This window comes from Pseudomonas sp. PGPR N4 (genome assembly GCF_059693665.1).
The window spans coordinates 2,125,515-2,148,943 of record NZ_JCAUKV010000001.1 but is presented as its reverse complement, the minus strand read 5'-3'; the positions used below and the strand labels follow the sequence as shown (position 1 = coordinate 2,148,943).

General features: G+C 62.8%; 19 protein-coding genes. 8 read left to right on the top strand and 11 right to left on the bottom strand.

Annotation, left to right across the window (positions count from 1 at the left end):
* The first annotated feature begins 2 nt into the window (after nt 1–2).
* From AC58X1_RS09660 to AC58X1_RS09635, 6 genes are all read left to right on the top strand, one after another.
* A complete protein-coding gene (locus AC58X1_RS09660; protein WP_150570959.1) occupies nt 3–1,163 on the top strand; it encodes a threonine/serine exporter family protein in 1,161 nt (386 codons plus the stop codon).
* The gene (locus AC58X1_RS09655; protein ID WP_150570958.1) at nt 1,160–2,152 is read left to right on the top strand and encodes an asparaginase; all 993 of its coding nucleotides are present in this window, start codon (nt 1,160–1,162) and stop codon (nt 2,150–2,152) included. The genes AC58X1_RS09660 and AC58X1_RS09655 overlap by 4 nt, the downstream gene beginning before the upstream one ends.
* Nucleotides 2,153–2,252: 100 nt before the next feature.
* Complete coding sequence (locus AC58X1_RS09650) at nt 2,253–2,807, top strand: UPF0149 family protein (protein ID WP_150570957.1); 555 nt, start codon at nt 2,253–2,255, stop codon at nt 2,805–2,807.
* Between the two features lie 144 nt (nt 2,808–2,951).
* Nucleotides 2,952–3,581, top strand: a complete 630-nt coding sequence (locus AC58X1_RS09645; protein WP_150570956.1) for a glutathione S-transferase family protein — start codon at nt 2,952–2,954, stop codon at nt 3,579–3,581.
* A 30-nt stretch (nt 3,582–3,611) separates the two neighbouring features.
* Entirely contained in the window at nt 3,612–5,642 is a 2,031-nt protein-coding gene (locus AC58X1_RS09640; protein ID WP_259078897.1) for a pyridoxamine 5'-phosphate oxidase family protein, read from the top strand.
* Nucleotides 5,643–5,711: 69 nt separating this feature from the next.
* The gene (locus AC58X1_RS09635; protein WP_150570954.1) at nt 5,712–6,611 is read left to right on the top strand and encodes a LysR family transcriptional regulator; all 900 of its coding nucleotides are present in this window, start codon (nt 5,712–5,714) and stop codon (nt 6,609–6,611) included.
* Here the strand turns inward: AC58X1_RS09635 and AC58X1_RS09630 are convergent.
* The 10 genes from AC58X1_RS09630 to AC58X1_RS09585 all read right to left on the bottom strand — a co-directional run bounded on the left by AC58X1_RS09630 (nt 6,604) and on the right by AC58X1_RS09585 (nt 19,685).
* Entirely contained in the window at nt 6,604–7,476 is an 873-nt protein-coding gene (locus AC58X1_RS09630) for an aldose 1-epimerase (RefSeq protein ID WP_101321781.1), read from the bottom strand. The genes AC58X1_RS09635 and AC58X1_RS09630 overlap by 8 nt on opposite strands.
* Before the next feature lie 29 nt (nt 7,477–7,505).
* The gene (locus AC58X1_RS09625) at nt 7,506–8,432 is read right to left on the bottom strand and encodes an EamA family transporter (RefSeq protein ID WP_101321780.1); all 927 of its coding nucleotides are present in this window, start codon (nt 8,430–8,432) and stop codon (nt 7,506–7,508) included.
* Between the two features lie 54 nt (nt 8,433–8,486).
* Nucleotides 8,487–9,767 (bottom strand): TRAP transporter large permease, encoded by a 1,281-nt coding sequence (locus tag AC58X1_RS09620; protein WP_101321779.1) that lies wholly within the window; start codon nt 9,765–9,767, stop codon nt 8,487–8,489.
* Nucleotides 9,768–10,295 (bottom strand): TRAP transporter small permease, encoded by a 528-nt coding sequence (locus AC58X1_RS09615; protein WP_181089951.1) that lies wholly within the window; start codon nt 10,293–10,295, stop codon nt 9,768–9,770.
* A gap of 62 nt (nt 10,296–10,357) precedes the next feature.
* On the bottom strand, nt 10,358–11,329 hold the full coding sequence (locus AC58X1_RS09610; RefSeq protein ID WP_150570951.1) for a TRAP transporter substrate-binding protein: 972 nt from the start codon (nt 11,327–11,329) through the stop codon (nt 10,358–10,360).
* Between the two features lie 57 nt (nt 11,330–11,386).
* Nucleotides 11,387–12,271, bottom strand: a complete 885-nt coding sequence (locus AC58X1_RS09605; protein WP_497428745.1) for a glucurono-1,5-lactonase — start codon at nt 12,269–12,271, stop codon at nt 11,387–11,389.
* Between the two features lie 28 nt (nt 12,272–12,299).
* Nucleotides 12,300–13,106: an NAD-dependent epimerase/dehydratase family protein gene (locus tag AC58X1_RS09600; RefSeq protein ID WP_497428744.1), complete on the bottom strand. Its 807-nt coding sequence runs from the start codon at nt 13,104–13,106 to the stop codon at nt 12,300–12,302.
* Nucleotides 13,107–13,290: 184 nt separating this feature from the next.
* Complete coding sequence (locus tag AC58X1_RS09595; RefSeq protein WP_497428743.1) at nt 13,291–14,529, bottom strand: OprD family porin; 1,239 nt, start codon at nt 14,527–14,529, stop codon at nt 13,291–13,293.
* A gap of 447 nt (nt 14,530–14,976) precedes the next feature.
* The gene (locus tag AC58X1_RS09590) at nt 14,977–16,227 is read right to left on the bottom strand and encodes a ribonucleotide-diphosphate reductase subunit beta (protein ID WP_101321773.1); all 1,251 of its coding nucleotides are present in this window, start codon (nt 16,225–16,227) and stop codon (nt 14,977–14,979) included.
* A 578-nt stretch (nt 16,228–16,805) separates the two neighbouring features.
* On the bottom strand, nt 16,806–19,685 hold the full coding sequence (locus tag AC58X1_RS09585) for a ribonucleoside-diphosphate reductase subunit alpha (protein ID WP_101321772.1): 2,880 nt from the start codon (nt 19,683–19,685) through the stop codon (nt 16,806–16,808).
* A 730-nt stretch (nt 19,686–20,415) separates the two neighbouring features.
* On the opposite strand from AC58X1_RS09585, the gene AC58X1_RS09580 reads away from it, so the two are divergent.
* Complete coding sequence (locus AC58X1_RS09580; RefSeq protein WP_101321771.1) at nt 20,416–21,120, top strand: response regulator; 705 nt, start codon at nt 20,416–20,418, stop codon at nt 21,118–21,120.
* The gene (locus AC58X1_RS09575; protein WP_181089960.1) at nt 21,117–22,727 is read left to right on the top strand and encodes an ATP-binding protein; all 1,611 of its coding nucleotides are present in this window, start codon (nt 21,117–21,119) and stop codon (nt 22,725–22,727) included. The genes AC58X1_RS09580 and AC58X1_RS09575 overlap by 4 nt, the downstream gene beginning before the upstream one ends.
* On the opposite strand, the gene AC58X1_RS09570 is transcribed toward AC58X1_RS09575, so the two are convergent.
* Nucleotides 22,724–23,425, bottom strand: a complete 702-nt coding sequence (locus tag AC58X1_RS09570; protein WP_497428742.1) for a 4'-phosphopantetheinyl transferase family protein — start codon at nt 23,423–23,425, stop codon at nt 22,724–22,726. The genes AC58X1_RS09575 and AC58X1_RS09570 overlap by 4 nt on opposite strands.
* Between the last annotated feature and the right edge of the window lie 4 nt (nt 23,426–23,429).

Genomic DNA, 23,429 nt, shown 5'->3' with positions numbered 1-23,429 from the left:
TGATGAACCGTACTCGATCGGCATCGCCCAGCGGTGCCTTGGAACTGCTCCTGATCGGGCTGGCCGGCGTGCTGGTGGCGCTGGTGCTGATTGGCGACTGGCCCGTTTACGCGCAGGTTGCGTCGACGCTAGAGCAACCCATCAGCTACCTGCGCTGGATTGTCGGCGACATCAGTGAAGTCGCTTTCTACAAGCATGAGTTGCCAGCGCTTGGCCTGTTGCTGGGCGCCGGGATTGGCCACTGGGCACATCGAAACGGGCGCCGCTGGCAGGGTTTCGCGATCTGCTACGGCACCGGTTTATGGCCATGGCTGTTGCTCAGTTCGCTGCTGGGGTTGCTGCTAAGCCATGTGCTGTGGGGGTGGACGCTGGCCAGCGGCGACTGGCAACCCACCTTCGTCGCTTTCGTCTCGTTGCCGGCGGCGATGGTGCTGCTGTTTGGAGGTGGTTGGCGGGTGGCGCTCAGTGGCGCACTGCTGGGCGCGGTATTGGTCACGCCTGCCAGCCTGCTGCTGGTCAACTATGTGTGTTACCCGCTGCAGCTGCCGGTGGTGGTTGGCAATGTGCTGGGCATGGCGCTGGCCAGCGCAGTGGCGTTTATTCTGTACAAACGCTTCCCGGGGCTTTTGGAAGAGCGCCGCAATTCTGCTCTGAACGATACTCCAGCCATCAACGCCAAACCTGACCATGGCGTGCTCTGGACGCTGCGCCGGGTGCTGGCTGATTTCAGCGAAGCACCGTTCTTCGGCAATGAGTGGGCCAGCCTTGGCCTCCTGCTTGGGGTTCTGCTGGCTCATGTACTGGCGCCTGCAGCCGCGGTGTATGGCTCAATGCTGGTATTGGAAATGGTCGCAGCCCAGGCGCTGGCTTCGTTGCTGGGCGTATTGCTGTGGCGGCGACAGTGGATTGCACGCGGCTGGTATCCAACTTACATTCCTATCGTTTCGGTGGTGCCAGCCGCGCTGCTGACTCTGGGCGGTAGCTGGCAGGTCATGCTCCTCAGCGCCAGCCTCGGCGCCCTTTTCGCGCCGCCGCTGGCGGTCGCGATCAGTTCCCGGCTGCCGAGCTATATGCACGGCTATATCGGTAACGTGCTGTCGATGGCGATCTGCACATTGGCGATAGTGCCGTTGCTCAGTTTGATTGCAGGAGAAGCAGGATGACTCACATCAGCAAGCGAGCAGTACTCTCGGTTGGCAGCCTGGGGGGCACCGTCAGCATGCAGGCGGCGGCACCAGGGCAAGGCGTCACCCCTACGCTCGACTGCCTGGGCCTGTTGGCGGTAGTCCCGCAATTGGCGGAGCTGGCCGAGCTGCGAACGGCCACCCTGTGCTTGCTGCCAAGCGCGTCACTGGGCTTTGCGCAACTGTTCGAAGTACTCGCCTGGGCGCAAGCTGAGGTAGAGCAGGGCGCCCAGGCCGTGGTCATTACCCAGGGCACCGATACGCTTGAGGAGACGGCTTATTTCCTCCACTTGCTGTGGTCATCGCCAACCCCGCTGGTGCTGACCGGCGCGATGCGCTCGGCCAGCCAGCCGGGCGCCGATGGGCCAGCCAATCTGCTCGCCGCAGCTCAGGTCGGGTTGGCAGCAAGCAGTCGCGGGCGCGGTGTGCTGGTGGTCATCAATGATGAAATCCACAGCGCTGCCAAAGTGCGCAAGGTCGCTAGCCTGGCGATGGCGGCCTTTGCCTCGCCGGGTGATGGTTGTGACGGTTATCTGCTGGAGGGCAAGCCGGTATATCGCCAGCCTGGTGCTGCCCGTAGTGTCTTGCCATTACCCACCAATCGTGGCCATACCGTCGCGCTGTTGGAAGCGAGCCTGGATGCCGACACCGGTCTGTTGGAGGCGCTGCCCAAGCTCGGCTATGCAGGGTTGGTGGTAGCCGGCTTCGGTGCCGGCCACGTATCGGCAAGCTGGGCCGAGGCACTGCAAAGGATCGCCGAACAGATACCGGTGGTGATCGCCACGCGCACCGGCAGCGGGCCGACGGCCACTGCCACCTATGGCTTTGTCGGCGGCGAGATTGACCTGCGCAGCAAACGGATGCTGATGGCCGGGCGCTTGTGCCCGCGCAAATGCCGGATTCTGCTCTGGCTGCTCCTCGGCTGTGGTCTTGAACAAGCCCTCGAGGAGCATCTGGGTCAGTACTGAGCGACGCCGGCTGTGGCGGCACACACTGCAACCTGCCACCAAAGCCGGCTAGCTATGCTAGGGTGCCTGCATATCCCGTAGTGCAGGAATCCACCGAACCATGCTGCCCCGTCTTGAAGAAAAAGAACTCGCCCGCCTCGAAGATTTGCTGATCACCTACGGCAACGATTTCTCGGTGCTGAACCTGGCCGAGCTCAATGGCTTTTTCACCGCACTGGCCAGTTCTCCGGTCAAGGTCAACCCTGAGCAGTGGTTGCCGGCAGTCAGCGGCGGCAAGGTGCCGAAGTTCAAGCGTCCAGCCCATGAGGAAGCCTACACCGCGCTGATGTTGCGCTATTGCAACGACGTGGCCGCGGAGTTGGCCGAACAGCTGGATGACTTCGAGCCGTTGTTCGAAGAGAGTGAAGGCGAAGAGGGCGTAGCGATCATTCTGGAAGAGTGGTGCTTCGGCTACATGCGCGGCACGCAAGTCGCGCAGTGGGGCGAGCTGCCCCCAGAGCAGGACGCCTTGCTCAAGGCCATTTCCTTGCATGGCCTGGAAGACAATTTCGAACTGCTCGACTCGATGAGTTTCGATGAACTTCAGGCCTGCGTGCCACTGGTGATCGACGCCGCGCGTGGCTTGTATCGCTACCAGAAGCAACATCGCCACTAATGCCCAAGGTGTGCGGCAGGCCCGTGATCAACTGAACGATTATTTCGCCTGGCGAAATTATGGATTGTCACGGGCACTGATTCTATTGGTTGGCGGATGGGCGCAGGATTGTCTGCGTCATCCACCCACCACGGAGTCAGGACCATGCCAGCCCCTATCAAGCTCTACAACTTCCCCAAGTCCGGCCATGCCCACCGCATCGAGCTGATGCTGTCGTTGCTCGGCTTGCCGACTGAACTGATCTTCGTCGACCTGGCCAAGGGCGAGCACAAGCAGCCCGCGTTTCTCGCCATCAACCCGTTCGGCCAGGTCCCGGTGATCGACGATAACGGTACGGTCATCGCCGACTCCAACGCCATCCTCGTGTACCTGGCCAAGACCTACGATCAGGGTAACTGGCTGCCTGAGCAACCTCTGGCCGCGGCGAAGGTGCAGCGCTGGCTGTCGGTTGCCGCCGGCCCCTTGGCCTTTGGCCCCGCTGCGGCGCGGTTGATTACCGTCTTCGGCGCTTCCTTCAATGCGGAGGAAGTGATCGGCCGCGCACACAACCTGCTCGCCGTGATCGACCAGGAGTTGGCCACCCAACCCTTCCTGACTGGCACCAGCCCGACCATCGCCGACGTCGCCAACTACTCCTACATCGCCCACGCCCCCGAGGGCAATGTGTCGCTGGAGCCGTACGGCAACGTCCGCGCCTGGCTGGCCCGCATCGAAGCGCTGCCCGGCTTTGTCGCCATGCCGCGCACTGCCGCCGGCCTGCACAGCGCCGACTGATCTGGCCCACGCCCTCCGAGGGACGCCGTCATGCATACGCAATCCAATGAGCCGAGCTCGCCCTGGCACGCCGGCGAGAGAGCCCTGCAAGAAAAGGCCGGCGTGGCCGAGCGGATGGCAGTGTTCGGGCAGAAGGTCATTCGTGACTACATGCCCGACCAGCACCGCCAGTTCTACCAGCAACTGCCGTTCATGATTGCCGCCAGCGTTGACCCTCAGGGCAGGCCCTGGGCGACCTTGATCGAAGGAGCGGACGGCTTTGTCAGTTCGCCTGATCCGCGTCAGCTGCGCCTGGCCGCCAAGCTTGCCAAGGATGATCCAGCCGCCGCTGGGCTGGCCGCCGGGCAGGCGATTGGCATGCTCGGCATCGAGCTGCACACGCGTCGGCGCAACCGTATCAATGGCGTGATTCAAACGGCGCTAGCTGGTCAAATTGACGTGCAGGTCGAGCACGCCTTCGGCAATTGCCCACAATATATCCAGCTGCGCAACTATCGGCGTGTCGAAGGGGGCGCGCAGCCCCGCGAGGACGCGACCTCGCTGGACGCATGTGCCACAGCACTGATCGAAGCCGCCGACACCTTGTTCGTCGCCAGCTATGTCGAGCATGCCGACGGTCAGCGTTCGGTGGATGTTTCCCACCGTGGCGGGCGGGCCGGCTTCGTCAAGGTCGAGGGCAATCGCCTGACCATCCCGGACTACGCTGGCAACCTGCACTTCAATACCCTGGGCAATCTACTGGTCAATCCACGCGCCGGCTTGCTGTTCGTGGATTATGTCAGTGGCGACGTGCTGCAGCTGTCAGGGCGCACCGAGTTGCTGCTGGACAGCCCGCTGACCGAGGCATTCGAAGGCGCCGAGCGGCTGTGGGTACTGGAGGTCGAGCAGGTAGTACGACGCCCCGCGGCAGTGTCGCTGCGCTGGGACTTCGAGGCCTATGCGCCAACCAGCCTGGCCACTGGCACCTGGGCTGAAGCGCAGCAACGCCTGCAACAGGCTCAGCGCCAGCAGGACTGGCTCGGCTGGCGGGTGAGCAGGGTCGAGCAGGAGAGTCGTGATATCCGCTCGTTCTATTTGCAACCCGCAGACGGCTCAGCAATAACCTTCGCGCCTGGGCAGCACATCCCACTGCGCTTGCCGCTTGATGCGCAATCCTCCGTGATCCGCACCTACAGCCTGTCCAGCGCGCCCTCGGACGGCTACCTGCGCATCAGCGTCAAGCAGCAGGGCGCAGCGTCGCGCTACCTACATGAGCAGGTGGGCGTCGGCGATGTGCTGCACGTGCGCCAGCCGGTGGGCAGCTTCAAGCTCGACAGCAGTAGCGAGCGACCATTGGTGCTGATCGCGGCAGGGGTCGGCATTACACCGCTGCTGGCGATGCTGCGCGAGCAGCTGGCGCTCAGTGCAAGGCGGTCGATCTATCTGTTCCAGGGCGCCCGTAGCCTGGCCGAGCTGCCATTTGGCCAGGAACTGAGTGCATTGCAACAGCAGGCCGGCGATCGCCTGCACCTGTACCGAGCGCTCAGCCAGCCCGAAGCTCAAGCGGTACTTGGCCAGGACTTCGAGATGGCCGGTCGGCTGGGCATCGAGCAGATCAAAGCGCGCCTGGCGCTGGATGACTACGACTTCTACGTTTGCGGCCCGGCCAGCTTCACCCAGGATATCTATGACGGCCTGCGCCGGTTGAGCGTGACGGACGCGCGCATCCATGCCGAGGCCTTTGGCCCGTCGACGCTGACTCGTCACGGCGACGGTGCTCAGCCTGCGCTGCAGCAGCCACCTGCAGCCAGTCAGCCGGTACCGGTGCATTTTGCCGGCTCGGCCAAGGAGGCGCGCTGGACGCCTGGCTCCGGCAGCCTGTTGGAACTGGCCGAGCGCCGCGGGCTGACGCCTGAGTTCAGCTGCCGTGGCGGTTCCTGCGGCACCTGCAAGACGCGCATCGTCAGCGGCCAGGTGCATTACCCGCAGCCGCCCGCCGAGCTGCCCGAGAGCGGCAGCGTGCTGATCTGCTGCGCTGTACCGGCAGATGACGGCGGCCAGCCGCTGGTGCTGGATCTTTGATCGATGCACCCTTGTGATCAGCCGCCCGCCCCGGGAATAATCGCAGCAGGATTGATACGGGGGCGGGGCATGGATCAGATCCATCTGATGAAGGTGCTGATTGCGGTGGGTGAGCTGGAAAGCTTTGCCGCAGCGGCGCGCAAGCTCGGCCTGTCGCCGGCGGCAGTGACGCGGGCGGTCAGTGCCCTGGAAGAGGCGCTCGGGGTCAAGCTGCTGCAGCGCACCACGCGCAATGTGCGCCTGACCGAGGCCGGCAGCCGCTACCTGGAAGACAGTCGCAATATCCTCGCCAGTATCCACGAGGCCAACGAGGCGGCGGCCGGGATCAACGCCGCACCCAAAGGCAATCTGTCGGTGACCGCGCCACTGCTGTTCGGTAAAGCCTTTGTCATGCCGTGCATCGTTGACTACTTGCAGGCTTACCCTGAGGTGGACGTGTCCGCCTACTTTCTCGATCGGGTAGTCAATCTGGTGGAGGAGGGCATGGACGTTGCCGTGCGCATCGGGCCATTACCCGATTCGGGGCTGAAGGCTGTGCGCGTCGGCCAGGTGCGCCGGTTGTTGTGCGCTTCGCCTGAGTATCTACAGCGCCACGGCAAACCGCAGCATCCCGCCGAGCTGGCCGAGCATACGATGATCGCAGCCAGCGGCGTGTCACCGCGATTGGACTGGACGTTTGGCCCTGAGCAGGCGCCTGTGCAGGTGCGGATCAAGCCCCGGCTGACGGTGACCAGCAACGACGCGGCAATCGTCGCCGCCACGGCAGGTCTGGGCATCGCGCGGCTGCTGTCGTATCAAGTGGCAGCGGAGCTGGCGGCGGGGCGCTTGCAGGTGGTGCTCGAGGATTACGAGCAAGTGCCGTGGCCGATCCATGTGCTGCACCGCGAAAGCAAATACGGCTCGACCAAGGTGCGGGCGTTCATCGACCGGCTGGCGAGTAACCTTCGCGCGCACCACTACCTCAATTGAGCGCTTGATACTGCATTCTGAAACCCAGGCTAACGTGCTCGCCTTTGTGCAGCAGGCGCAAGCCTGGGCGCCCAGGCAAATGGTGCGCATTGATCGGATGGCTGACCGGCTCGAAGCAGAAGAACGGCTGGTCCTGCGGACAGAACAACAGGTAATGGTCGGCTCCGCTGGCGCTGCAGCGTAATTGATAGCCGGCTGCCGGCTGGACAATCGTGCACTCGCCCTGCCAGCCGCTGAAGGCGTGATCGACAACTGTCGTTGGCAGCTCACTCAACTGCCCGAAGCGCCATTCGGGCGGGATTTCAACCTGACGCGATGGCAAGCAACCCTCATCGCCTACCCATACCTGACGCGCCGGTGCCAGCAGCAAGGTATCAGCATGGCGAGGCAAGTACGGGTGTAGCCCAAGCCCATGCCAGCAGGGCAATTCATCCAGATGCGTAACCTGCAGATCCAGGCTCAGGCAGCCCTCGTCGAGGCTGACATGCATTACCGCCCGATAGGCAAAAGGCAGCTCGCTGTCCAGCGTCAGGCAAGCATGATCAGTGCCTTGATGAGTCACCACCCAAGGCTGCTGCCAGGCACTGCCATGGATCGCGTAGGGCGAGTGCTCGGTGTTCGCGGCCAATGCCAGCCAGCCATCAGGGCGGGCAAAGCCACCGCTGTCGATGCGATTGGACCACGGCACCAGCGGATAACAACCCAGGCGCCTTGGCGTAGCGCTGTCCAGCGCCGCTTGATCGCTATGGCGCAGCAACGCCTGGCCACTGTCCTTGACCTGCCAGTTGACCAGGCTGGCGCCCAGCTCCGGGGCCAGGCTCAGGCGTGTCAGACGGTCTTCAAGATCCAGTTCGAATAAAGCCATTCAGCAAGCTCCAGGTGCAAACACGGTGATCAGGCCGAGCGCCGATAGGTCAGCAGTACAATCCCGCAGACCACCACCGCGCCACCGATCAACTGCATGCCGCTCAGGCGTTGATCGAGCAAGGCCCAGGCCAGCAACAGCGTGGCAATCGGCTCGATATTCATTACCGGCGCGTTCTGCGCCATGTTCAGCCGCGGCACGCAGACGAACAGCAGAGTAAACGCCACGCCATACAGCACCACCAGGCTGGCCAGAGCGATCCAGCCAGCGCTGCTGCTGGGCAGCGACAAGCCCGCCGGCACCCAGCCGCCGACCCCGGCTACCAGCATGCTGGCGAACACGATCATCAGGGTCAGCAAGCTACGCACCGGTCCGCGTACGCCGGCCAGCTTGTGATCGGTGATCCACAACGCACAGGCAAACACACAGGCAGCGCAGAAGGCGAGGCTCACGCCGAGGGTCCAGTCCGGGTTGGCCTCAGCGCTGTCGGCCAGGCGTGACGGTACATCCAGCGCCAGCACCAGACCGAGCAGAATCAGCCCCATCAGCAGCACGGTGCGCCGCGTCGGTCGCGGCCCGCCGAGGGCCCAGCTGAGCAGCGCCAACAGAATCGGGAAGGTGTTGCCGACCAGTAGCGCCAGCGCCACCGGGATCCGCGCCACCGCCGAGTACAGGCACAGGCTCTGGGTGGCAATCAGCAGGCCCAGCAGCAGTTGCCAGCGTCGCGAACCTGCGGGCAGGCCTAGCGACTGGCGCTGCCACAGCACCAGCGCCGCCAACGCCAGCAGGGTGATGCCCGAGCGACACAGAATCGCCAGCAGCACGCCGGTGTCGTTATCAAAGGCGATCCGCGCGGCGATGTGGTTGCCGGCAAAGGCACAAGCCAGCAGCGCTAACAGCGCCACCGCCAGCTTGCGCGGGAAGAGTGAGGTATTCGAAGAGGAGGCGACAGCCATGTGCACAAATCCATTTGCAGGGGGAGGGCGGGCCCGCAGGCCCGCCTGTCACAGTTACAGCACCACGCTCGGCAGCCACAGCGAGATAGCCGGGATGTAGGTCACTGCCATCAGCACCAGGAACAGTGCTACATAGAACGGCAGCAGTGCCTTGACCGTCGCCTCGATGCTGACCTTGCCGATGGCCGAGCCAACGAACAGCACCGCGCCCACCGGCGGCGTGATCAAACCAATGCCCAGATTGACCAGCATGATCATGCCGAAATGCACCGGGTCGACGCCGATGCCAGTGATCACCGGCAGCAAGATCGGCGTCAGGATCAGAATCAACGGCGCCATGTCCATCACCGTGCCCAACAGCAGCAGCATGAAGTTGATGCACATGAGGATCACGTAACGGTTGTCCGACAGGGTCAGGAACAGCGTGGTGATCTTCGACGGGATCTGCATCAGCGTCATCACGTAGCCAAAGCTTGCGGCAAAGCCGATCAGGATCATCACGATCGAGATGGTCCGCACCGTGCGGTGCATCAACTTCGGCAGGTCGCGCCACTTGTAATCGCGGTAGATGAACATGGTCACGAAGAACGACCAGACCACGGCAATCGCCGCCGACTCGGTCGCGGTGAACACCCCGGACAGAATGCCGCCGAGGATGATCACCATCGCCATCAGGCCCCACAACGCTTCACCGGCGATTTTCAGCGCCTGGCGTAGCGGGATCACCTCACCCTTGGGGTAGTTGCGGCGCTTGGCGAAGATCAGGCACAGGCCCATCAACACCGCGCTCATCAACAGCCCTGGCATGACCCCGGCCATGAACAGCGAGGCAATCGATACCGTGCCACCGGCCGCCAGCGAGTACAGCACCGAGTTGTGGCTGGGCGGAGTCAGCAGTGCCTGCACCGAGCCACTGATGGTCACCGCCGTGGAAAACTCACGCGGATAGCCCTTGCGCTCCATCTCCGGGATCAGCACCGAACCGACCGATGCGGTGTCGGCCACCGACGAACCGGAGATCGCGCCAAAGAAGGTCGAGGCGGTGATATTGACCAGCGACAGGCCGCCACGGACAAACCCCACCAGCACCCCGGCAAACGCCACCAGCCGCCGCGACATGCCACCCTCGGCCATGATTGCGCCGGCCAGCACGAAGAACGGAATCGCCAGCAGCGAGAACTTGTTAACCCCGCTGGCAACCTGAATCATCATTGCCTGCAGTGGAATATCTATCCACCAGGCCCCGACCAGAGCGGCCAGGCCCAACGCATACGCCACCGGCATGCCCAGCAGGATCAGGGCGATGAAGCTGCCCAACAAAATGAACGCATCCATTTATGCAGCTCCTTCGCTTTCTTCGACGACATCGAAGCGCATCACCTGGCGATGGCTCTGATCGCCATAGAAGAGTTTTTCCAGCACGAACAGCAGGGTGATCGCCCCGCCGACCGGGATCGGCGCGTAGGTCATGCCCACACGAATCGACGGCAGGGTGGCGAGAAACTGGTTCCAGGTAGTCACGCACAGCTTGATGCCATAGAAGGTCATGAACGCGCAGACCAGCAGCATCAACACTTGCACCAGCAGTGCTACAGCCTTGCGGCGTGCCGGTGGCAGGCGGTCGGTAACCGTGGTCACCGCCATGTGCGCACCGGCCCGATAGCTGGCGGCCGCGCCGATGAAGGCGAACACCACCATCAGCAGGATCGCCACCGGCTCCGGCCAGCTCGAGCCGCTGCCGAGCACGTAACGGGCGAAAATGCCCCAGGGAATGATCAGCGTCATGGTCAGGATCGACAGCCCCGCCACCCAGATGCAACCGCTGTACAAGGTATCGTTGACACGCAACACAAGTGTTTTCATAAAGCACCACCGAGGCTGCACGTAGCCGTGCAGCCGCATCTAGCTGGGGAGGGAGCCGCAGGTCACTGGACTTCGGCGATACGCTTCATCAGATCGGCGTATTGCGCGCCGTACTTTTCCCGCACTGGCGCAGTGGCGTCGAAGAACGGCTTCTTGTCGACCACGATGAACTCCACCCCGGCAGCCTTGAGCTTCTCTTCACTGGCGGCCGACTTGGCGTCCCACAACGCACGCTCTTCCATCTGCGCTTCACGGGCGACTTTCTTCACCAGGGTCTGCTGCTCAGGCGTAAGCTTTTCCCAGGTGGTCTTGGACATCACCACCGGCTCAGGCAGGATCAGGTGGCCGGTCAGGGTGAAGTACTTGGCGCTCTGGTAGTGGTTGTGCTCGAGCAGGGTCGGCGGGTTGTTTTCCGCGCCGTCGATCACCCCGGTCTGCAAGGCGCTGAAGATCTCGCCGGTGTCCATGGCAATGCCGTTGCCGCCCATCGCGTTCATCATGTCGATGAACAGCGGGTTACCCTGCACACGGATCTTCATGCCCTTGAGGTCTTCGATCTTGCGCACTGGTTTTTTCGTGTAGATGCTGCGCGTGCCGCCATCCATCCAGGCCAGGGCGACCAGGTTGAATTCGGAATTGGTGATCTTGTCGAGGATCTCCTGGCCGATCTCGCCATCGATGATCTTGCGCATGTGCTCATGATCGCGGAACACGAACGGCATGTTGAACACGTTCACATCCGGCACCACCGGGCCGACGATACCGAGGCTGACCCGGGTCATCTGCACCGCGCCGATCTGCGCCTGTTCGATGACTTCCTTCTCCGAGCCGAGCACGCCACCGGCGAACATCTTGAAGGTGATCTCGCCATTGCTGGCGGCTTCGAGTTTTTTACCCATGTTCTGCTCGGCAACTACGGTCGGGTAGCCGGCCGGATGGATCTCGGCGAACTTGATATCCAGCGCCGAGGCGGTGCCGGAGAGGCTGATCGCCAACGGGAGTACGGCCAGAAGCAGCTTGCGTTTGAAGACCATGGTGACGCTCCAGTGTTGTTATTATTTGGGTATCGCACGGGTGCAGCGGGATTCGGTTCAGCCGCGCCAGGCTGTTTCTGGCAGACCCTGCACGCCCGCGTCCAGGGCGAACACGCCACCGGCCAACGGCTGATCGTGCAGGTCGCCGCCGGGGCGGATCGAGGTCACGAACAAGGTGTCCAGGTTGCGCCCACCAAAGGCGCACATCGCCGGCTTTTTCACCGGCACATTGAGTGAGCGGTCCAGTCGTCCATCGGGAGTGAAGCGGTGCACCTGGCCTGCATCGTTGCCGCAGATCCAGTAGCAGCCGTCGGCATCCACGGCAGCGCCGTCAGGCCGGCCCGGGAAGCCGCGCATATCAACGAACAGGCGCTGGTTGTGCGGGGTACCGGTGTCGATGTCGTAGTCGAACTGCCAGATGCGCTGCACGTCGGGGTGGGAGTCGGACAGGTACATGCGCGTGCCGTCCGGGCTGAACGCCAGGCCGTTGGGCACAATCATCTGGTCCAGCTGCAGGTGCAGCGGCCGGCCCTCGCCGTCGTACCGATACAGGGCACCCAGCGGCGCCGCCTGCTGCATGTTCATCAGCATGCTGCCGGCCCAGAAACGGCCTTGGCGGTCGCAGCGGCCATCATTGAAGCGCATGCCCTCGGCGCCATGTTCAACCGCGCGCAGCAGGCGGCTGTCGAGCTTGCCCTGGGCATTGGCTGTCAGCGCATAAACGCCATCCTCCATGCCGGCAATCCAGCTGCCGTTGGCCGAGCGGGCGATGCAGGCGAGCATCTGCGGCGCTTGCCAGCTTTGATGAGCGCCATCTGCGGCCGTCCAGCGGTGCAGCTGGCCGGTAGGGATATCGACCCAGTACAGCGCCTGCTCGGCAACATCCCACACCGGGCTTTCGCCGGTGGCATTGCGTGCATCCACGATCAGTTCGTAGTTCACGGTAGACAGCCTCCTTGCGCGTGGTGAATCAGTCGAATGGCCCGGCAGCGACAAACGCGCCACCTTGATACACCATCGCCGGGTCATCGGCGGCTGGCGCTGGTTGCGCTTCGACCTTGGCGCGGAACACCTCGGAGGAGTCCTTCGGCTGGTAGCCCAGGTGCGCGGCATGGCGGTTGTCCCACCACACGTCACGGTTGGCCGAGGCGCCGTAGACCACGGTGTGGCCGACTTTCTCGGTGAACAGGCCGCGCTCGATCAGTTGGGTCAGGTCGTCATAGCTCAGCCAGGTGCTGAGCATCCGCCGGTTCTGCGGCTCGGGGAACGACGAGCCGATGCGGATACTGACGGTCTCGATGTCGTAGCGATCGAAGTAGAAGCTGGCAACGTCCTCGCCGTAGCACTTGGACAACCCGTAGTAGCCGTCCGGGCGGCGCAGGGCGTGGGCGTCGATCTGCTGGTCCTGCTGGTAGAAGCCAATGGTGTGGTTGGAGCTGGCGAAGATGATCCGCTTGACCCCATGCTTGCGCGCCGCCTCGTAGAGGTGGAACACGCCGCAGATATTTGGGCCGAGGATTTCTTCGAAAGGCCGCTCGACCGAAACACCGCCGAAATGGCAGATGGCGTCGACGCCTTCGACCAACTGGTGCACGGCGGCCTTATCGGCCAGGTCGCATTCGACGATTTCTTCCTGTGCACTGGTGGCAGGTGCCATGGGTGCAATGTCGGAGAGGCGCAGTACTTCGGCGTAGCCCTTGAGGCGCTCGCGAAGCACTTGGCCGAGGCCGCCTGCGGCTCCGGTGAGCAGCAGGCGCTTGAACGGTGTGATAGTCATGGCAAGCTCGTTTGTTTTGAGTTGTTGTAGGTTGTCGTATGACTGTGCTGGATTATCGGTAGTGATTCGCAAGGTTGTCAATGCTTGCCGTGTCTGTTTTTGTCACTGCCCCAGGCTCCCAGCGACCCCTGTGGGAGCGGGTTCACCCGCGAAGAGGCCAGCACTGACACCCCATAAACCGCTGTTACAGCAGAGACAACGGATAGTTGAAGATCAAACGGTTCTCGTCGAACTCGTTGCTGCTGAAGTCGCGGCGAATGGTCGAGTTGCGCCACTTGATGCTCAAGTCCTTGAACGTACCGCTCTGGATCACATAGGCCAGCTCCGACTCACGCACCCACTCCTTGCCATCGGTAACCGCTCCACTGTGCACCTCGCGGCCACTGATGTAGCGGTTCATCAGGGTCAGCCCAGGGACGCCGACAGTGGTGAAGTTGAAGTCATGCCGCGCCTGCCACGAACGCTCGTTGGCGTTATCGAAGCTGGCGTTGTAGCTATCGTTGGCCAGGGTGCCGCCACTGGTGCCGTTGACCCGCATCCAGGTATCGCCGCTGACCTTCTGCAGGCCGACATAGAAGGTGTTGCCGCCGACCTTGGCCGAGAACATCCCTGAGTAGGTCTTGTTGTCCAGCTCGCCCGCGCGCTTGGCGCCGTCGTCTTCACCCTGGAAGTAACCGAGGTTGGCGCCCAGAGTCCAGCTGCCGACCGGCTGGCTGTGGCTGACCTGCAGGTATTGCTGCTGATAGACGTCCTTGAGTACCGCGTTCCACAGCCCGAACAAGGTGCGGTCCTGGTTGAACTTGTACTCACCACCAACGAAGTTGAAGCGGTCCGAGGCAGCGCCGCCGTAGATCATGTCGTCCATGCTCGCGTCGTTACGCGGGCTGTTGCCCCGGAACTGACCGCCGTACAGGGTCAGCCCGGCGATCTCGTTGGACGTCACCTGACCGCCGCGGAACGTCTGCGGCAGCGAACGACCGTCGTCCGAGCGCAGGATCGGCAGCACCGGCATCCACTCGCCGATCTTCAACTCAGTCTTGGAGATCCGCGCCTTGCCCGCCACTGCAAGGCGGCCATAGTCATCTGCCGGCCGGCCATCATCATGCCGCGGCAGCAGCCCGGTGCCGTAGGTACCGCCACCGCCATCGAGCTTGACCGACCACATCCCCAGCACATCCACACCAAAGCCAATCGGCCCCTCAGTGAAGCCCGAGCGCGCATCGAGGATAAAGCTCTGGGTCCATTCCTCGGCCTTGCTCTGCGGGTTGGCCGGGTCGACGAAGTTGCGGTTGATGTAGAAGTTGCGCAGGCCCAGCGTGGCCTTGGCGTCCTCCATGAAACCTGCGGCAAAGCTCACCTGCGGCAATGCACCGAGGGCGGTTGCGGTGAACAGCGCGAGGGGAAGATGTTGGCGGATTTTCATTATTGTTGTGCTCCCTGAGGGTAAAGCTTTCCGTATGCCAGGCGCGTGCAAGCGGCCAGCGGCAGTGGCGGGGGTAGGCGAGGCCGGTCAGGCCAAACGGTTTCGAGCCTGCGCGCGAAGGCTAGCTGCCGCGGGCAGTGCTGGGCTGAAGAGGACGGCGGAGGCGAACAGCGTGGAGGAGGGCTGAGATCGTCATAGGGGCTTCACTGAATTGTTGTTTTTGTTGTGTGTTGTCGTACGACTTTGCGGATTATTAACGGCGGGGAAAAAGCTTGTCAATGGGGTGTTAGGCGGGATTCAGCGGCGGGGTAGGGGATGATACGCGCCCGAGGGCTCTGGTGCGGGGTGTTTGGGGTTGCTAAAGACATCGTATGACAGATTAAGCAAAGGGGCCGCAAAGCGGCCCCAATAATTCAGCTGACAGCCCGTTTCAGGGCTTCACCAAGATCAATCCCAGCTCAACGCCCCACCGGTCTGATACTCGATCACCCGCGTCTCAAAGAAGTTCTTCTCTTTCTTCAAGTCCATGATCTCGCTCATCCACGGGAACGGGTTGGTGGTGCCTGGGTACTCTTCCTTCAAGCCGATCTGAGTCAAACGACGGTTGGCGATGAACTTGAGGTAGTCCTCCATCATCGCTGCGTTCATGCCCAGCACGCCGCGCGGCATGGTGTCGCGAGCGTATTCGATCTCCAGCTGGGTCCCTTGCAGGATCATCTGGGTGGCTTCTTCCTTCATCGCCGCATCCCACAGGTGCGGGTTCTCGATCTTGATCTGGTTGATCACGTCGATACCGAAGTTCAGGTGCATCGACTCGTCACGCAGGATGTACTGGAACTGCTCGGCAACGCCGGTCATCTTGTTGCGACGGCCCATCGACAGGATCTGGGTGAAGCCGCAGTAGAAGAAGATGCCTTCCAGAACGCAGTAGTAGGCGATCAGGTTGCGCAGCAGTTCTTTGTCGGTTTCTGGGGTGCCGGTGTTGAATTCCGGGTCGGAGATGGCGCGAGTGTACTTCAAGCCCCAGGCAGCCTTCTTCGCGACCGACGGGATCTCGTGGTACATGTTGAAGATCTCGCCTTCATCCATGCCCAGCGACTCGATGCAGTACTGGTAGGCGTGGGTGTGGATCGCCTCTTCGAAGGCCTGGCGCAGGATGTACTGGCGGCACTCGGGGTTGGTGATCAGGCGGTACACGGCCAGGGCCAGGTTGTTGGCAACCAGCGAGTCGGCAGTGGAGAAGAAGCCGAGGTTGCGCATGACGATACGGCGTTCGTCTTCGGTCAGGCCGTCCTGGTCTTTCCACAGGGCGATGTCGGCGGTCATGTTGACCTCTTGCGGCATCCAGTGGTTGGCGCAGCCGTCGAGGTACTTCTGCCAGGCCCAGTCGTACTTGAACGGTACCAGCTGGTTGAGGTCGGCACGGCAGTTGATCATGCGCTTCTCGTCGACCGCAACGCGGGCCGCGGAGCCTTCCAGTTCAGCCAGGCCTTCGGCGATGTCGAGGTCGTCCAGGGCAGCCTTGGCACGCTTGACCGCGTCCGAGTCGGCAGCCGTGGCAGCACGCGCTTCAAGGGCGGCGGCGCCACCGGCGCTGTCGAGCTTGTCGAGAGTGGCGGCGGCTTTGGCCTGCGCCGGGGTGCTGCTTTTTACGGCAAGTTCGTCGTCTTCTTTGTCGAATTCGTCCCAGCTCAGCATGTCATGGCTCCTGCTAGAGGGTTGCGCGCGGCAACCGGTTGGATTTTCAAGTGATGCCTGTACAGCGCAATGCCCACAAGGCGTTACGGCGGGCGCTGAGAGCGTGCTCTCATCACATTTAAAGGTGTCTGGCTCAGCGCCTGGCCTGTCCTCGAACGAGGGGCCAGGGTGCTGGAAATCTTGTCGTCAGCTCGCCCTTTCGGGGGGCGCGAAGTATACCGGAAACGAGGCTGGATCGGGGGCCCCTCGGCCGCTACGGATGGTAATTTTTTGACCCGCAGAGCACGCCTGTGTTCACTCGATTCCAGCTGCTTGTTACGGGATGTGAGTCTAGCGCTAAATACGATTTGTTCCTACATCTTGTGCTTCTTTATTTTGCCGCACACTGCATATGGTGTTTTATCTTGATCAGGGTCAAACAGAAGGATTGCCCGTAAGCGCCTGACGACAGGGCGCGAGCGGGTGTCGCAAGGGCCTCGCCAAGCCTGACTCAAGCGCTGCCGTCCAGGCAAAAAAAACCGCAGCCATTACCGTGTGGGCAATGGCTGCGGTGGTGTCAGCTCAGCGCTGCGCCGGCCTTATTGGCAAGCTTCGCAATCCGGCTCGTCGATCGCGCAGGCCTTCGGCACAGGTGCTGGACCTGCGGCCTGGACCGGGGCGCTGTCGCCGCCGCTGGAAACGGCGTTGAGCTTGCCGGTGTTGATGGTCGACTTCTCGGTGCTGGTCGCGGCCAGGGCACGGAGGTAGTAGGTGGTTTTCAGGCCACGGTACCAAGCCATGCGGTAGGTCACGTCGAGCTTTTTGCCCGAAGCGCCGGCGATGTAAAGGTTCAGCGACTGCGCCTGGTCGATCCACTTCTGGCGACGGCTGGCGGCATCGACGATCCACTTGGTGTCGACTTCGAACGCGGTGGCGTAGAGGTCTTTCAGCTCTTGCGGGATACGCTCGATCTGCTGCACCGAACCATCGTAGTACTTCAGGTCGTTGATCATGACCGAGTCCCACAGGCCGCGGGCCTTGAGGTCGCGCACCAGGTACGGGTTGATCACGGTGAACTCGCCGGACAGGTTCGATTTCACGTACAGGTTCTGGTAGGTCGGCTCGATCGACTGCGATACGCCAGTGATGTTGGCGATGGTCGCGGTTGGCGCGATGGCCATGATGTTCGAGTTACGAATACCTTTCTGTACGCGAGCACGTACCGGTGCCCAGTCGAGGCTCTCGTTGAGGTCGACGTCGATGTACTTCTGGCCACGGGCTTCGATCAGGATCTGTTGCGAGTCCAGTGGCAGGATGCCTTTGGACCACAGCGAACCCTGGAAGGTCTCGTAGGCGCCGCGCTCGTCAGCCAGGTCACACGAGGCCTGGATGGCGAAGTAGCTGACCGCTTCCATCGACTTGTCGGCGAACTCGACGGCAGCGTCGGAGCCGTAGGCGATGTGCTGCAGGTACAGTGCGTCCTGGAAGCCCATGATGCCCAGGCCGACCGGACGGTGCTTGAGGTTCGAGTTACGTGCCTGCGGTACCGAGTAGTAGTTGATGTCGATCACGTTATCGAGCATGCGCACGGCAGTGTTGACGGTGCGTTGCAGCTTGGCGGTATCGAGCTTGCCGTCAACGATGTGGTTCGGCAGGTTGATCGAGCCCAGGTTGCAGACTGCGATCTCGTCCTTGTTGGTGTTCAAGGTGATCTCGGTGCACAGGTTCGAGCTGTGGACCACGCCGACGTGTTGCTGCGGCGAGCGCAGGTTGCATGGGTCCTTGAAGGTCAACCATGGGTGGCCGGTCTCGAACAGCATCGACAGCATCTTGCGCCACAGGTCTTTGGCCTGAATGGTCTTGAATACCTTAATCTTGTTGTACTCGGTCATGGCTTCGTAGTACTCGTAACGCTCTTCGAAGGCCTTGCCGGTCAAATCGTGCAGATCAGGTACTTCGTTCGGCGAGAACAGAGTCCACTGGCCGTCGTCGAAGACACGCTTCATGAACAGGTCAGGGATCCAGTTGGCGGTGTTCATGTCGTGGGTACGACGACGATCATCACCGGTGTTCTTGCGCAGTTCGATGAATTCTTCGATGTCCAGGTGCCAGGTTTCCAGGTAGGCGCAGACCGCGCCCTTGCGCTTGCCGCCCTGGTTGACCGCAACGGCGGTGTCGTTGACCACTTTGAGGAACGGCACGACGCCCTGGGATTTGCCGTTGGTGCCCTTGATGTACGAGCCCAGCGCGCGCACTGGCGTCCAGTCGTTGCCCAGGCCGCCGGCAAATTTCGACAGCATGGCGTTGTCGTGGATCGCGTGGTAGATGCCCGAGAGGTCATCCGGCACGGTGGTCAGGTAGCAGCTCGACAGCTGTGGACGCAGGGTACCGGCGTTGAACAGAGTCGGGGTCGAGGCCATGTAGTCGAACGACGACAACAGGTTGTAGAACTCGATCGCACGGGCTTCCTTGTCTTTCTCTTCCAGCGCCAGGCCCATGGCCACGCGCATGAAGAACACCTGCGGCAGCTCGAAGCGCACGCCATCCTTGTGGATGAAGTAGCGGTCGTACAGGGTCTGCAGGCCGAGGTAGGTGAACTGCTGGTCGCGCTCGTGGTTGATCGCCTGGCCCAGACGCTCGAGGTCGAAGTCGGCCAGGGCCGGGTTCAGCAGCTCGAATTCGATGCCTTTGGCAACGTAGGCAGGCAGGGCCTTGGCGTACAGCTCGGCCATCTCGTGGTGGGTGGCGCTGTCGGCTACGTTGAGGAAGCTCAGGCCTTCGGCACGCAGGGTGTCCATCAGCAGGCGGGCGGTGACGAACGAGTAGTTCGGCTCACGCTCGACCAGAGTACGGGCGGTCATCACCAGGGCGGTGTTGACGTCCTTCAGGGCAACGCCGTCGTACAGGTTCTTCAGGGTCTCGCGCTGGATCAGCTCGCCGTCGACTTCAGCCAGGCCTTCGCAGGCTTCGCTGATGATGGTGTTGAGGCGGGCCATGTCCAGCGGCGCCTTGCTGCCGTCGGCCAGGCTGATGCGGATCGACGGGTGCGGCTCGACCACGGCATCGTTGTTGGCGCGGGTAGCACGCTCTTTGGCGCGCTGGTCGCGGTAGATCACGTAGTCACGAGCCACTTTTTGCTCGCCGGCGCGCATCAGGGCCAGTTCGACCTGGTCCTGGATTTCTTCGATGTGGATGGTGCCACCCGACGGCATGCGACGCTTGAAGGTTGCGGTGACCTGCTCGGTCAGGCGCGCAACGGTGTCGTGGATGCGCGACGAAGCGGCGGCAGTGCCGCCCTCAACTGCAAGGAACGCCTTGGTGATGGCCACGGTGATCTTGTCGTCGGTGTAGGCGACGACAGTGCCGTTACGCTTGATCACACGCAGTTGGCCAGGCGCAGTGGCAGCCAGATCCTGGTTCGAATCAGCGGCCTGCGGCGCTTGGGCCTGCGGGTTCTCGCGAGTTGTGTCGGTTTGCATCGGTGGGTGTCTCCACAGTTTCAATAGTGTTCGGGCGTGTCATCCACGCCCACCGTTCCATCCGCCAGTTGGCTTGCCCGAGCGGGGAGCCCACGCGCACGTGGATCCGCCAGCTCGGGCGTGCCGACTTCGGGACAGACTCAGGAATAAGGGGCAATAGCTTGCCGCTCCCTGGCCGAAGTCAAAGGTTCTGCGTTACAACGCAAAATCTGTTGCTGTCGGGGTCGCCAGGCTGTGCCTGCAACACCCGTACCCGAACAAGCCCTGTGCAAGGCTTGCCTCGGTCTGCCTGCGCAGGAGCGCTTTGGCTGCTTGTATTGCCATAAGTTCAGGTCGAAAAAACGCTTGAATTTCGCCGCTGACTTGTGTTCTCGATTTCGGCCCAACCCCAACATCTAGTGGTTCGCCGCGATGGGGATACAAGATAATGCGGTCTGAGGGTGTTTGCAAGGCGACCGCCTGTGGATAACGTGTGTACAGATTGTGTGTGATTCGTGGGTATCGGCTGTAGGCCTTGTCCTCACGGCTTTTCACTTTTTTTCCGCACCGTAATGACCCGTTGCAGAATGTTACTGCTGTGCGGCGCATCACGCTAATTCGTCCTGGCCTGTCTCGGACCAGCGGTGCCGACAGAGCCGATTGGCAGGCGCAGATGTGCGACGTAGTATCCGCGAACAAGGCTACATTCAGGTGACCAGCGGCAGCCCATCCATAACAACAGAGGCCAGGCATGGACCAACCCAGCAACCGCATCCTCATCGTCGAGGACGATCAGCGTCTCGCCGAACTGACCGCCGAGTACCTCCAGGCCAATGGCTTCGAGGTTGCGGTCGAGGCAGACGGCGCGCGCGCGGTGCGGCGCATTCTCGACAGCCAGCCGGACCTGGTGGTGCTGGACCTGATGCTGCCCGGTGAAGACGGCCTGAGCATCTGTCGGCGGGTACGTGGCCAGTACCAAGGCGTGATTCTCATGCTGACTGCGCGCAGCGATGAGCTCGATCAGGTTCAGGGCCTTGACCTGGGCGCCGACGACTATGTCTGCAAGCCGGTGCGGCCGCGGCTGCTGTTGGCGCGTATCAATGCCTTGCTGCGGCGCAGCGACAGCCCCGACAGCAAAGTGCAGGCGCTGCGCTTTGGCCCGCTGCAGATCAACAACAGCCTGCGCGAGGCCTGGCTCGATGAGCAGCCGATCGACCTCACCGGTGCCGAATTCGACCTGCTCTGGCTGCTGGCCAGCCATGCCGGCCGGGTGCTGTCGCGCGAGCAGATATTTACCGCCCTGCGCGGCGTCGGCTACGACGGCCAGGACCGTTCGATTGATGTGCGTATCTCCAGGATTCGCCCCAAGATCGGTGACGATCCCATTCATCCGCGGCTGATCAAGACCTTGCGCAGCAAGGGCTATCTGTTCGTGGCTGAGGCGGCGCCGGCCTGATGAAGTCGATTTTCCTGCGTATTTATGGCGGCATGCTGGCGGTATTGGTGCTGGTGGCGGTGCTCGGCGTGGTCAGCCTGCACCTGGTCAACCTGGTGCGCGCCGAGCAGCACCGCGAGCGCCTGGCGCAAGGCACGTTCAGCCTGATGGCCGACAACCTCGCGCCGCAGAACCCGGTCGAGCGCCAGCGCTCGCTGTTGATGTGGGAGCGCCTGCTCGGCGTGCCGCTGGATGTCCGGCCAATGGCCGCGCTGACCCTCGACGGCGGCCAGCGCGCGCGGCTCTACCGCGACCTGGTGGTGGTCGACAAGACCGGCCCGCATGCCGCACGGGTATTGCGCCGGATCGGTCGCGAAGACCAGCTGCTGGTGGCCGAGGTCAAGCAGATTAGCGAGCAGCTGGCGCGGGCCACGGTGTACCTGCTGGCTGATGAGCTGGTGCGTTATCCGGTCAGCGAACAGCCGCAGCGCCTGGCGCAACTGCGCCAGAGCAAAGGCTTCGGTTTCGATATCGGCCTGCAACGGTTGGAGCGGGCGGCACTGGATGACGACCAGCGCCACCGGGTCGAGGAGGGCGATACGGTGATGGCGCTGGGCAAGGACGGTGATTCGGTGCGGGTGTTCTCCGGCGTGCCCGGCTCACCCTGGGTACTGGAAATCGGCCCGCTGTACCAGCTCAATCCCTACCCGCCGCAATTGCTGATTCTGATCGCGTTTCTCGGTTTGTGCCTGATCGGCCTGGTGGTGTACCTGCTGGTACGTCAGCTGGAGCGGCGCGTGTCCGGCCTGGAAGCGGCGGCCACGCAGATTGCCCAGGGCAGCCTCGATACCCGCGTGCCGGCCGGCGGCGCCGATTCGGTGGGGCGTCTGGCGGCGGCATTCAATGGTATGGCCGAGCACTTGCAGCGCTCGCTGAACATGCAGCGCGAGCTGGTCCGGGCGGTGTCGCACGAGCTGCGCACACCAGTGGCACGGCTGCGCTTTGGCCTGGAGATGCTCGAAACCGCCAGCACCGATCAGGCGCGGGCCAAGCACCTGGCGGGGATGGACGGCGATATCCAGGACCTCGACAAGCTGGTCGACGAAATGCTCACCTACGCGCGTCTCGAACAAGGCGCGCCGGCCTTGCAGTTTCAGGCCGTCGACCTGGATGCCTTGCTGGCGCGGGTCATCACCGAGCTGGCGCCGCTGCGCCCGCAGATAAATGTGCTGCGTGGCCTGTGCCAGGGCGCCGATGAGGACGGCGCCTGGGTCGAAGCCGAACCGCGCTATCTGCACCGTGCGCTGCAGAACCTGGTCGCCAACGCCATGCGCCACGCCGAGGGCGAAGTGCGCGTTAGCTATCACCTTGGTCAGCAGCGCTGCCGCATCGATGTCGAGGATGACGGCCCGGGCGTGCCGGAAAGCGTCTGGGAGCGCATCTTTACCCCATTCACCCGGCTGGACGACAGCCGCACCCGGGCCTCGGGTGGGCACGGGCTGGGCTTGTCGATCGTGCGTCGAATCATCTATTGGCACGGCGGGCGGGCGGTGGTTGCGCGCAGTGAAGGCTTGGGTGGGGCGTGCTTCAGCCTGAGCTGGCCGCGCCAGCAGGAAGCTGAAGACTAGACGCTGACCAGGCTCAACAGCTGCCCGTGGTTGACGCAGAAATGGCCCTTCAGCTCGGCGCCGTGGCGCCATTCAGGCGACAGGTCAGTCAGCAAGCGCAGCCGCGCCAGGCCGTCTGCAGACCACTCCAGCAGCTCTGCGTGCTCGAAGTAAAAGCGCTGCAGGGTCAGTGGATAGAGCGTCTTGAACAGGCTTTCCTTGAGCGAAAAGGTCAGCGTCACGCTAAGTGCCAGCTGGCTGCGGTCGAGCCGTTGCAGCTCGGCCGGGGTGAGGATCTCTTCGGCGAGGCGTTCGGCGCGGGCTTCATCCAGCAGTGCTTCCTGATCCAGGCCGATGCCTCGGCAGCTGGCAGCATCGGCCACCACGGCGGCGGCCCAGCCTTTGCCGTGGGTGATCGAGCCGCGGATACCTGCCGGCCAGATCGGTGATCGGTCGGCATGGGTCGCGGGCACATAGTCACGACCGTCCAGTTGCTGCAGAGCGGCGCGCGCGCAGACTCGGCCGGCCAGGTACTCGGCCTGGCGCTTGGCTACGGAGCGCTGGAGGCTGGCGCTGGGCTCGATGCCCGCGCGCTGGAAGTCGTCGGCAGCAAGCCTGGTCGGGTCGAACGCACAACTGACCAGCACCGCGCCAGGGATCGGGCGCGGTAGTGGCCAGTGGTGTTGCAAGGGGGCGCAGCAGGTCGGCAGTCGGTTCATGGCG